General features: G+C 72.1%; 9 protein-coding genes and 1 riboswitch. Of the genes, 7 read left to right on the forward strand and 2 right to left on the reverse strand.

Annotated features, from left to right (window positions below; all coding sequences use genetic code 11):
• Positions 1 to 37 precede the first annotated feature (37 nt).
• From ACO1BR_RS29280 to ACO1BR_RS29290, 3 genes are all read left to right on the forward strand, one after another.
• Positions 38 to 1,420 (forward strand): M16 family metallopeptidase, encoded by a 1,383-nt coding sequence (locus ACO1BR_RS29280; protein WP_426798118.1) that lies wholly within the window; start codon positions 38 to 40, stop codon positions 1,418 to 1,420.
• A 351-nt stretch (positions 1,421 to 1,771) separates the two neighbouring features.
• A riboswitch (cyclic di-AMP (ydaO/yuaA leader) is annotated at positions 1,772 to 1,928 on the forward strand.
• A 12-nt stretch (positions 1,929 to 1,940) separates the two neighbouring features.
• Positions 1,941 to 2,720, forward strand: coding sequence for a M23 family metallopeptidase (locus ACO1BR_RS29285; RefSeq protein WP_426798109.1), 780 nt, complete (start codon positions 1,941 to 1,943; stop codon positions 2,718 to 2,720).
• A 277-nt stretch (positions 2,721 to 2,997) separates the two neighbouring features.
• Positions 2,998 to 3,687, forward strand: a complete 690-nt coding sequence (locus tag ACO1BR_RS29290; RefSeq protein ID WP_426798110.1) for a GntR family transcriptional regulator — start codon at positions 2,998 to 3,000, stop codon at positions 3,685 to 3,687.
• A gap of 416 nt (positions 3,688 to 4,103) precedes the next feature.
• Here ACO1BR_RS29290 and ACO1BR_RS29295 read toward each other — a convergent pair whose 3' ends face one another.
• Positions 4,104 to 4,385 carry an HPr family phosphocarrier protein gene (locus ACO1BR_RS29295; RefSeq protein WP_159507685.1) on the reverse strand — a complete coding sequence of 94 codons (282 nt, stop codon included), beginning with the start codon at positions 4,383 to 4,385 and terminating at the stop codon, positions 4,104 to 4,106.
• Between the two features lie 198 nt (positions 4,386 to 4,583).
• On the opposite strand from ACO1BR_RS29295, the gene ACO1BR_RS29300 reads away from it, so the two are divergent.
• The 4 genes from ACO1BR_RS29300 to ACO1BR_RS29315 all read left to right on the forward strand — a co-directional run bounded on the left by ACO1BR_RS29300 (position 4,584) and on the right by ACO1BR_RS29315 (position 10,200).
• Positions 4,584 to 7,577 (forward strand): GNAT family N-acetyltransferase, encoded by a 2,994-nt coding sequence (locus ACO1BR_RS29300; protein WP_426798111.1) that lies wholly within the window; start codon positions 4,584 to 4,586, stop codon positions 7,575 to 7,577.
• A 38-nt stretch (positions 7,578 to 7,615) separates the two neighbouring features.
• Complete coding sequence (locus ACO1BR_RS29305) at positions 7,616 to 8,209, forward strand: DUF5998 family protein (protein ID WP_426798112.1); 594 nt, start codon at positions 7,616 to 7,618, stop codon at positions 8,207 to 8,209.
• Complete coding sequence (locus tag ACO1BR_RS29310; protein ID WP_426798113.1) at positions 8,209 to 9,399, forward strand: alkaline phosphatase family protein; 1,191 nt, start codon at positions 8,209 to 8,211, stop codon at positions 9,397 to 9,399. The genes ACO1BR_RS29305 and ACO1BR_RS29310 overlap by 1 nt, the downstream gene beginning before the upstream one ends.
• 90 nt (positions 9,400 to 9,489) lie before the next feature.
• Positions 9,490 to 10,200, forward strand: a complete 711-nt coding sequence (locus ACO1BR_RS29315; protein WP_426798114.1) for a thymidine kinase — start codon at positions 9,490 to 9,492, stop codon at positions 10,198 to 10,200.
• A gap of 727 nt (positions 10,201 to 10,927) precedes the next feature.
• Here ACO1BR_RS29315 and ACO1BR_RS29320 read toward each other — a convergent pair.
• Positions 10,928 to 11,312, reverse strand: a 385-nt coding sequence (locus tag ACO1BR_RS29320) for a citrate/2-methylcitrate synthase (protein ID WP_426798115.1), incomplete at its 5' end; no start/stop codon positions are given.

Here is an 11,312-nt window from a genome sequence, read left to right on the forward strand (position 1 = left end):
CGACGCCACCACCCGCGACGACGCCCCCGTGAGCACCATGGACTTCCACCCGCAGCCCCAGGGGGGCGCGCCCAAGCCGTGGGCGTTCCCGGCCCCCGAGCGCAGCCAATTGCCCAACGGTCTCACCCTCCTGACCAGCCACCGCCCCGGCCAGCAGGTCGTCGCCGTCGAGATCAACCTCGTCGCCCCGCTGGACGCCGAGCCCGAGGGCCTGGACGGCGTCGCCACGATCATGGCGCGCGCCCTGTCGGAGGGCACCGACAAGCACACCGCCGAGGAGTTCGCCGCCGAGCTGGAGCGCTGCGGCGCCACTCTGGACGCGCACGCCGACCACCCCGGCGTACGGGTCTCCTTGGAGGTCCCGGCCTCCCGGCTGCCGCGGGCGCTCGCCCTGCTCGCCGACGCGCTGCGCGCCCCCGCCTTCCCGGACAGCGAGATCGAGCGGCTGGTCCGCAACCGCCTCGACGAGATCCCGCACGAGCTCGCCAACCCGGCGCGGCGCGCCGCGATGGCGCTGTCCAAGGAGCTGTTCCCGGCCACCGCCCGGATGTCCCGGCCCCGCCAGGGCACCGAGGAGACCGTGGCGCGCATCGACGCCGGGGCCGTCCGAGCCTTCTACGACGCGCATGTGCGGCCCGCCGCGAGCACCGCCGTCATCGTCGGCGACTTCACCGGCGTCGACCTGGCCGCGGTCCTCGCCGACACCCTGGGCGCCTGGACCGGATCCACCGCCGAGCCGCTGAAGCCCGCGCCGATCGTCGCCGACGACAGCGGCCGGGTGGTGATCGTGGACCGCCCCGGCGCCGTTCAGACGCAGCTGCTCATCGGCCGGACCGGACCCGACCGGCACGACCGGGTGTGGCCCGCGCAGGTGCTCGGCACGTACTGCCTGGGCGGCACGCTCACCTCCCGACTGGACCGTGTGCTGCGGGAGGAGAAGGGCTACACCTACGGGGTGCGTGCCTTCGGGCAGGTGCTGCGGTCCTCCGCACCCTCGTCCCCCGAGGGCGCCACGGGTGCCTCGCTGCTGGCCATCAGCGGCTCGGTGGACACCGCCTCCACGGGACCGGCCCTTGAGGACCTGTGGACGGTGCTGCGCACCCTCGCGGCAGAGGGGCTGACCGACGCCGAACGCGATGTCGCGGTGCAGAACCTCGTCGGCGTCGCGCCGCTGAAGTACGAGACCGCGGCGGCCGTCGCCGGCACGCTCGCCGACCAGGTGGAGCAGCACCTCCCGGACGACTTCCAGGCGCAGTTGTACGTCCGCCTCGCGGAGACCGGCACGGTCGAGGCGACCGCGGCGGCCGTCAGCGCGTTCCCGGTGGACCGCCTGGTGACGGTCCTGGTGGGCGACGCGGAGCAGATCGTGGAGCCCGTCAAGACACTGGGGATCGGCGAGGTGACGGTCGTCGGCGGCTAGCGTCCGCCGGCATGACGCCCGTCATGTGACGGCTGGTCACTTGGCGACAAAGCGGCTCCCGTGGTGGTCACCCGCCACGGGAGCCGTCGCATGTCCGCCGCCGGCCGCAGCGAGCCCGCTGCCCGTTTCCACGTGTCACCGTGCTCCCGTCGGACGGGCACGCCGCGTGTTCCGTGCGTACCGCCGGCCCGCGTTGCCGGTCCGTGCCGCTGATGTCCCGTCCCGCGCTGCTGGTTGCCCTTCCGAGGTGTGGCGTCCCGCACAAACAGCCGATTCTGTTTGCCGATTGAAAGTTGTCCCGTTTAGCGTCGGTCCGGCTGTTCGTCACAAGACCGCCACAACAGTGGCACCGGACAGCCATCGCCGAGTCCCCGTACGGCGCGAGCCAGGGGAGCCGGGGACCCACATGTCCCTTGGGGTGAATCGGGCCCCTCTCCGGAGGAGCCCGTAGGAGACCTTCCTGCTCCGAACCCGTCAGCTAACCCGGTAGGCGAGAGGGAAGGAAAGGACCAGCCAGTACATGGCGTTCACCCGTGCCACCGGGAAGCACCGCCGTGCGAGCCGCACCGCTCGTACGACCCGCAACATCGCCGGCATAGCCACCTTCGCGGCCTCCGGTGTCGTCGCTTCCATGGCGTCGCCCGCGCTGGCCGCCACCGGCGAGGCCGCGCACCACGACACCGGACTCCAGCAGGCCGTCGTCGTGGGTGACGAGCTCGCCGGCCGGATCGAGGCCCAGGCCGACGCGCAGCAGGCGGCAGCCGAGGCCGCCGCCGCGAAGGCGAAGGCCGAGGCCGAGGCCAAGCGGCGCGCCGAGGAGGCCAAGAAGAAGGCCGAGGCGGAGCGGGCGGCCAAGGAGCGCGCCGCCCGCGAGGCCGAGCGCAAGCGCCTCAACACCTTCGTCGCCCCTGTGGACGGCTCCTACGTCTCCACCCCGTACAAGGCGTCGAGCGGCCTGTGGTCCTCGGGCAGCCACACCGGTATCGACTTCCACGCCGCCTACGGGACGTCCGTCCACGCCGTGGGCTCGGGCACCGTCGTGGAGGCCGGCTGGGGCGGTGCGTACGGCAACAACATCGTGATCAAGATGAACGACGGTACGTACACCCAATACGGTCACCTGTCGTCCATCGGCGTCTCCGTCGGCCAGACCGTCACCCCCGGCCAGCAGATCGCCCTCTCCGGCAACACCGGCAACACCACCGGTCCGCACCTCCACTTCGAGGCCCGCACCGGCCCCGAGTACGGCTCGGACATCGACCCCGTCGCCTACCTCCGCTCGCACGGCGTGAGCGTCTGACCTCCCGCCGCATCGCGCGTCCCCCAGGAGCCTCGGCCCGCCCCCCACGCGGGCCGGGGCTCCGCCGTATCCGCCGCATCCGGTCGTATCCGCCGTCGCCGTCTCCGCAGGGCCGGGTGTCCGGCCGGTCCACCGGCCACTGGACCTCCGCCGCATCGGCCAAAAAATATCGATAAATTCACGGCATCCGCAGGAAACCTCGTCCTGGTCGAATAGAGTCGAGGGAAAGGCGCCGATCGGCGGCGTTTTCGAGGGGAATACGGCGGAGGCACGGACGATGCGAGGCCACATTTCCGCGCATGCGGTGTGCACAGCGATTCGCGACGATATCGTCTCCGGCGTGCTCGCGCCGGGAAGCCGGCTGATCGAGGACATTCTCGCCGCGCGTTACGGAGTCTCCAGAGTCCCGGTGCGCGAAGCGCTGCGCACCCTCCAGTCCGAGGGCTTCGTCACCACCCGCCACCACGCGGGCGCCTGTGTCGCCGAACCGACCGAGCAGGAAGCCGCCGACCTCCTGGACATCCGTGCCCTCCTGGAGCCGATGGGCGCCGCCCGCGCGGCCGTCCGCCGCAGCCCCGCCCACCTCAAGGTGCTCCGCGGCCTGGTGCGGCTCGGCCGGGAGCGCGCCCGGCACGGCCACCCCGCGGATCTGCGCCAACTGGACGGCTGGTTCCACGAAACGCTCGCCCAGGCGGCCGGCAGCCCCAGCCTGACGGCGCTGCTCACCCAGCTGCGGCGCAAGATCGAGTGGATGTACGTCGTGGAGCCGACGGCCCGGGTCGCCGACGCCTGGGACGAGCACGGTGCCGTACTGGACGCGGTGGCGCGGAGCGATGCCGATCGGGCCCGTGCCCTGATGGCGGCTCACATCGAGCGCTCCCTTCCGGTGCACCGGCTGCGGCGCCCCGCCGCGGCGGCCGTGAGCGATTCGAAACGGCCCGTCAACACGGCGCGTGCGCGGAATTAACACGCGGGCCGTATACAAAGAGGTGCGGAAAGACTCTTGAGTGGGCCGCAATGACTCCTGTGCGGGCCGGAATGCGTTTCTGTATTTCCGTGCGGCATGTCGGGGGGATGGGGTAGGCGCATCCGGTATTCCGTCGATTTCGCCCGAGGTGGTCGTTGATTCTCGCGGGATGTTATTTCCCGTGAGCTTAATTTCCGCGTCGTTCGGTCCGGATATCCGCTTCCCGTATTCGCCGGCGGTCCCGTGATCGGCCAGAGGTCCCGCCATGCCGGCCCTGTGTGCCGAGTACCGGACCGCGGACAGCGAGACGGCCCCGTCGCGGCGACCGTGTCCGGTCGTCGCGGCGGGGCCGCATCGGCGGAAGTCCCGGCGGGCCCGGCGGGTGCGAGCGGGGCCGCGGAGGGCTTCGAGTGGTCTCAGACGGTCTCGGGGAGCTCTTCCAGGCCCTCCGTGACCAGCTTGGCCAGGCGGTCGAGTGCAGCCTCGGCGCCCTCGGCGTCAGAGGCGAGCACGATCTCCTCGCCGCCCTGGGCGCCCAGGCCGAGCACGGCGAGCATGGAGGCCGCGTTGACGGGGTTGCCATCGGCCTTGGCGATCGTCATGGGGACACCGGACGCGGTGGCCGCACGGACGAAGATCGACGCGGGGCGGGCGTGCAGGCCCTCGGCCCAACCGACATTGACGCGGCGCTCAGCCATGGTGTTGCCCTTCAAGTCGTGACTGTTGTCTAGACCAGTCTCTCACGCTGTGGGCGGTGCTCCCACAGTCCTTCGTCCTGACCTCCAGGTCCGGCTTCCCGGCCGTATCTCCCGGCCGTTCGACCCGCCGGAGACGGCCCTGCGGCCGAGCGTACGCACGCCGAGCCGGCTGTCAGTGCCCGGCCGTACGCTGTCGGCATGCAGACGCCGCCTGATCATGCGTACCCGACCCACTGGGAAGCCGATGTGGTGCTGCGCGACGGCGGGACGGCGCGCATCCGCCCCATCACGCCCGACGACGCCGAGCGGCTGGTCTCCTTCTACGAGCAGGTCTCGGACGAGTCGAAGTACTACCGCTTCTTCGCGCCCTACCCCCGTCTGTCCGACCGCGACGTCCACCGTTTCACCCACCACGACTACGTGGACCGCGTCGGCCTGGCCGCCACCGTGGGCGGCGAGTTCATCGCCACCGTCCGCTACGACCGGATCGACGACCGGGGCCTGCCCGCCAAGAGCCCCGACGACGACCAGGCCGAGGTCGCCTTCCTGGTCCAGGACGCCCACCAGGGCCGTGGTGTCGCCTCCGCCCTCCTGGAGCACATCGCGGCGGTCGCCAGGGAGCGCGGCATCCGCCGGTTCGCCGCCGAGGTGCTGCCCGCCAACTCCAAGATGATCAAGGTCTTCACGGACGCCGGCTACACCCAGAAGCGCACCTTCGAGGACGGCGTGGTCCGCCTGGAGTTCGACCTCGAACCGACCGAGCAGTCGATGGCCGTGATGCGCGGCCGGGAGCAGCGCGCCGAAGCACGCTCCGTCCAGCGGCTGCTCGCCCCCGGTTCGGTCGCCGTCATCGGCACCGGCCGCGCCCCCGGCGGCGTCGGCCGCACCGCGCTGCGCCACGTCCTCGACTCCGGCTTCACCGGCCGCCTGTACGCCGTCAACCACGCCTTCCCCGAAGACCTGCGGCTCCTGGAGCCGGAGGGCGTCCCCGCGGCCCGTACGCTGCGCGAGATCACCGAGCCGGTCGATCTGGCCGTCATCGCCGTCCCCGCGGCCGGCGTCCCCGACGTGGTCCGCGACTGCGGCGAACACGGCGTCCAGGGGGTGCTGATCCTCTCCTCCGGTTACGCCGAGGCCGGCCCCGAGGGCCGTGAGAGGCAGCGCGCGCTGCTCCGTCAGGCCCGCTCCTACGGCATGCGCCTCATCGGGCCCAACGCCTTCGGCCTGATCAACACTGCCCCCGACGCCCGGCTGAACGCCTCCCTCGCTCCCCGGATGCCCGGCGCCGGCCGGATCGGCCTGTTCACCCAGTCCGGCGCCATCGGCATCGCCCTCCTCAGCGGACTGCACGCGCGCGGCCCCGGTGACGGCGGTATCGCGGGCATCTCCGCCTTCGTCTCGGCCGGCAACCGCGCCGACGTCTCCGGCAACGACCTCCTCCAGTACTGGTACGACGACCCAGACACCGACGTCGCGATCCTCTATCTGGAGTCCATCGGCAACCCCCGCAAGTTCGCCCGGCTCGCCCGCCGCACCGCCGCCGTCAAACCGGTCGTGGTCGCCAAGGGCGCCCGGCACACCGGCACCGCCCCCCTGGGCCACGCCGTCCCCACCGTCCGCATCCCCGACAGCACCGTCGCCGCCCTGATGCGCCAGGCCGGCGTGATCCGCGTCGACACGGTCACCGAACTCATCGACGCCGGGCTGCTGCTCGCCTCCCAGCCGCTGCCTTCCGGCCCGCGCATCGCCATCCTGGGCAACGCCGAGTCGCTGGCGCTGCTGGCTTACGACGCCTGCCTCACCGAAGGGCTGCGCCCACAGCGCCCGCGTGTGCTCGCCTCCGACGCGACCCCCGAGGACTTCCGCGCCGCGCTCGCCGAGGCGCTGGCCGGCGACGGCTGCGACGCCGTCGTCGTCACCGCCATCCCGTGGGTGGGGGAGGAGGCCGCCGCCTCCCCGGGCGGCAGCGGCGAGGGCACCTCACTGGCAGCGGCCCTGCGCGCCGCGGTCACCGCCGACCCGGGAAAGCCGGTCACGGTCGTCCACCTCGCGATGGACGACCTCGCCGAGGCCCTCGCGGCACCGCCCGGCCAGCAGGTGCCGGCGGCCCCGGCCCCTGACGGCGGGCCGTCCCACCCCGAGACCCCCGAGCGGTCCCCGGAACAGCCGCCCGCCCCGCCCCTCCCACCCCACCCCCCGCTGCCGCCGCACCCCCCGGCCCCCTCGTACGCCCCCGGCCCGCCGCCCGTCCCGGGTGCCCGGCAGACCGCCCCCGAAGCCGACGCGCCCGCCGCGCCCCGCCCCCGCCCCGCCCTGATCCCCGCCTATCCCGCCGCCGAGCGCGCCGTCCGCTCGCTCGCCGAGGCCGTCCGGTATGCGGCCTGGCGCCGGGCGGCGGTCGAGCCGGGACGGGTGCCCGAGTACGACGACATCCAGGAGGCCGCGGCCGGCGCCGACGTCGAGCGGCTGTTGGACCAGCTCACCCAGGGCGTCGCCCCCGGCCGCTCCGTACGGCTGCCGTCCGCCGACGCCGAGGCCCTGCTCGCCCGCTACGGCATCCACGCCCGCCCCGCCCTCCCGGCCCCCGATCCGGACACCGCCGTCCGCGCCGCCGCCCGGCTCGGCTATCCGGTCGCCCTCAAGACCACCGCCCCCCATCTGCGGCACCGCGCCGACCTCGGCGGCGTCCGCCTCGACATCGCCGGCGAGGCCGAACTCCGCCGTACGTATGCCGAATTGACCGATTTCCTCGGTTCCCCCCAGGAGCTGCGACCGGTCGTCCAGGCGATGGTGCCGCGCGGTGTCGACACGGTCGTCCGCGCCGCCATCGACCCCGCAGCCGGCGCCGTGCTCTCCTTCGGGCTGGCCGGCGCCCCCTCCCAGCTGCTCGGCGACATAGCCCACCGATTGATTCCGGCCACCGACCGCGAGGTCAGCGAGCAGATCCGGTCGATCCGCAGCGCCCCGCTGCTGTTCGGCTGGCGCGGGTCCCAGCCCGTCGACACCGCCGCCCTGGAGGAGCTGCTGCTGCGGGTCTCCCGGCTGGTCGACGACCACCCCGAGGTGGTCGGCGTCGACCTCGAACCGGTCGTGGTCGCCCCGCACGGCCTCGCGGTCCTCGGGGCTGCCGTCCGGATCGCCAGGCCGCCCGCCACCACTGACCTCGGCCCCCGCCGGCTGCCCGTCTACTGAGGCTCTCGCGGCCCGGTACGCCCCGTAAGATGGACCCCATGGCTAAGACCGGTACGACGACCCAGGGGCTGCGCGCGGCGATCGAGCGCAGTGGCTATTACCCGACGCTCGTGGCCGAGGCGGTGCAGGCCGCGGTGGGCGGCGAGCCGGTCGTGTCCTACCTGGTCCACCAGGAGACGACGTTCGACGCCAACGAGGTCCGCCGCCATGTCACGGTCCTGGTCCTGACCGGCACCCGCTTCATCGTCAGCCACACCGATGAGCAGGCCGCCGACGCCACCTCCCCGTCCCCGTATGCCACGACCTCCACCGAGTCCGTCAAGCTCGGCCGGATCTCGTCCGTGGTGCTCAGCCGGGTCGTCGCCAACCCCGAGTCGTACACCCCCGGCCAGCTGCCCCGCGAGGTCGTGCTGACCATCGGCTGGGGCGCGGTCGCGCGGCTCGACCTGGAGCCCGCCAGCTGCGGCGACCCCAACTGCGACGCGGACCACGGCTACACGGGCTCGTCCACCGCCGACGACCTCTCGCTGCGGGTCAGCGAAGCCGGCGACGGCCCGGACTCGGTACGCGAGACCCTCACCTTCGCCCAGGCGCTCTCCGAGGCCACCGCGGCCACCACCAGCACTCGCTGATGGCGCACACCGCTCCCGCCTGGTCGGAACCGGAACCGCTCGACCCGCTCAGCGCCCCGGTACCCCCGTACGGCACCGGCTCGCTCTCCGATCTGCTGCCGACCATCGTTGCCGGACAGGGCGTCCGTGACCTCGTCACCACGATGGAGCTGGCCCCCGCCGACCGGGCCTGCGTCTTCCTGATCGACGGTCTCGGTTGGGAGCTGCTGCGCGCCCACCCGGACGAGGCACCGTTCCTCAGCTCCCTTCTGGGCACCTCGTTCAACGGCAGCGGCCGCCCGTTCACCTCCGGCTTCCCCGCCACCACCGCCACCTCCCTCGCCTCGGTCGGCACCGGCCTGCCACCGGGCGCCCACGGCCTGCCCGGATACACCTGCGAGGACCCGGCCACCGGCGCGCTGATGAACCAGCTGCGCTGGCGCCCGTGGACCGATCCGCACGCCTGGCAGCCGTATCCGACGATCTTCCAGCTCGCCGACGCCGCGGGCATCCACACCTGCCAGGTCTCCGCACCGGACTTCGAGCACACCCCGCTCACCAAGGTCGCGCTCAGCGGCGGCACGTTCCACGGCCGGCTCTCGGGCGAGGAGCGGATGGACCTCGCCGCCGAGCAACTGGCCGCCGGCGACCGCTCGTTGGTCTACACGTACTACTCCGAGGTGGACGGCAAGGGCCACCGCTACGGCGTCGACTCCGACGCCTGGCGCGGCCAGCTGATGTACGTCGACCGGCTCGCCCAGCGGCTGGCCGAGCAACTCCCGCCGCGCAGCGCCCTCTACATCACCGCCGACCACGGCATGATCGACGTACCCTTCGACCCTGACTCCCGGATCGACTTCGACGAGGACTGGGAACTGCGCGCCGGCGTCCGCCTGTTGGGCGGCGAGGGCCGGGCCCGGCATGTGTACGCCCACCGGGGCGCCGCCGCCGATGTCCTCGCCGTTTGGCGCGAGGTGGTCGGCGACCAGATGTGGGTGGCGAGCCGTGAAGAGGCCATCGCCGCGGGCTGGTTCGGTCCGCGCGTCGACGACCGGGTGCGCGGCCGGATCGGCGACGTGGTCGCCGCCGCCCACGCCGACATGGCCATCATCGCGACCGAACGGGAGCCCCGCGAGTCGCAGATGGTCGGTCTGCACGGCTCGATGACCGCAGTGGAGCAGCTGGTGCCGCTGCTGGAAGTCCGTACCTGACCCGCACGGCCCCGCCCGACCCGGTCCGTGCGGCACCGTCCGCACGCCGTCCCGCCCCTTCCGTACGAGCCCGAAAGGCCCGCCACCCCCATGCCCGAGCTGGTGTTCTTCTCTGGAACAATGGACTGCGGGAAGTCAACTTTGGCGCTACAAATCGAACACAACCGGACGTCGCGTGGTTTGCAGGGGTTGATCTTTACGCGTGATGACCGTGCGGGTGAGGGCAAGCTGTCGTCGCGTCTGGGGCTGGTGACCGACGCGGTGGAGGCCGGGCCGGGGCTGGATCTGTACGGATATGTGGTGGAGCAGTTGTCTCGGGGTGGCCGGGTCGACTATGTGATCGTGGACGAGGCCCAGTTCCTGCTTTCTGAGCAGATTGACCAACTGGCCCGGATCGTGGATGACTTGGAGCTGGATGTCTTCGCGTTCGGCATTACCACTGACTTCCGGACGAGGCTCTTTCCTGGTTCCCAGCGTCTGATCGAGCTTGCGGATCGCTTGGAGACTTTGCAGGTCGAGGCGATGTGCTGGTGTGGTGCTCGGGCCACGCACAATGCGCGCACCGTGGGTGGAGAGATGGTCGTCGAGGGGGAGCAGGTTGTCGTGGGCGATGTGGCTCAGTCAGCGGCGGAGGTCGGGTATGAGGTGCTGTGTCGACGTCATCACCGCAGGCGGATGACGAGCGCCGCGGCGCGGGGAGCGGCGCTGTCGTCGGACGTGCTGCCGGTCACCNTGTGGCTCAGTCAGCGGCGGAGGTCGGGTATGAGGTGCTGTGTCGACGTCATCACCGCAGGCGGATGACGAGCGCCGCGGCGCGGGGAGCGGCGCTGTCGTCGGACGTGCTGCCGGTCACCGCCACTTGACCTCTGGCCGGCGAGAAGCGCGTCGAGTTGTTTGTCGGCCGTGCTGGCCACAGGGGAGCGAGTGCTGGAGGGTGGGCGGTTCTGGGTCGTGGGCTCGGGAAGGTGGCCTTGGCCGCAGGTTCGAGTCCTCGGCGGGAGCCGCAAACAAGGGCTGGTCGCGTGGAACACCCTGTGGCCTGTGGAGATTCGCTCGTCGTGACGACGTCTGCAAGTCTGCCGAAAACACGGGTCGGCTGACGTGGTGATGAGGCTCTCGGAACTGCTTGCGCTGCGCACGGGCGAGCCCTCTGCGGGGGACCCGGGACATGGGAACGGGGAGAGCCGCTGGTTGGGGGTGGGCAGCTGGTGATCCAGACAGTCGTCGGGCTGAGGCGATAGACCGTCGGTTCGTGGTCGCAGGTTCGAGCCCTTGGCAGAGCGTCCCATCGCACTACGCCGCCCGCCGCCGCGTGACCGATCGTTTCGCCGATCGGTTCGCAATGGCTCGAAGCGCGTGCGCACCACTGGGCGCTGGGCAGCCGCACGATGTGAGTGAGCGGGGCGGTGCGCCGAAGAGGTGGCCCCCATGCCTGTGGCCGGGCTTCGGTGAGGGCACCGGAGCCCGGCCACATGTTGTCGCGTGCGAGCACCTCCGCTGCGGCTGGGTGTGCTGCTTCGCGTTGGGGTCAGTCTCGGAAGACGCGGCTGTCCTGGCGCTTGAGAGCTTGCTCCCAGCCCGACAGGTCGGTCGGCTGGACGCCGATCTTGCCCACGTAGGCGGCCGAGGGCCGGATGATCTTGCCGAGGCGCTTCTGCTCCAGGATGTGCGCGCTCCAGCCCGCGGTGCGCGCGCAGGTGAACATTGGGGTGAACAGCTCCGCGGGGATCTCCGCGAAGTCCAGTACGACGGCTGCCCAGAACTCGACGTTGGTGGCGAGCACGCGGTCGGGCTTGCGCTCCCGGAGTTCGGCGAGGGCGGCTTCCTCCAGGGCAGCGGCGGCTTCGTAGCGCGGCGCGTCGAGTTCCGCGGCGGTCCGACGCAGCAGCCGGGCGCGCGGATCCTCGGCCCGG

This window comes from Streptomyces sp. YGL11-2, assembly GCF_050054615.1.
GTDB lineage: Bacteria > Actinomycetota > Actinomycetes > Streptomycetales > Streptomycetaceae > Streptomyces.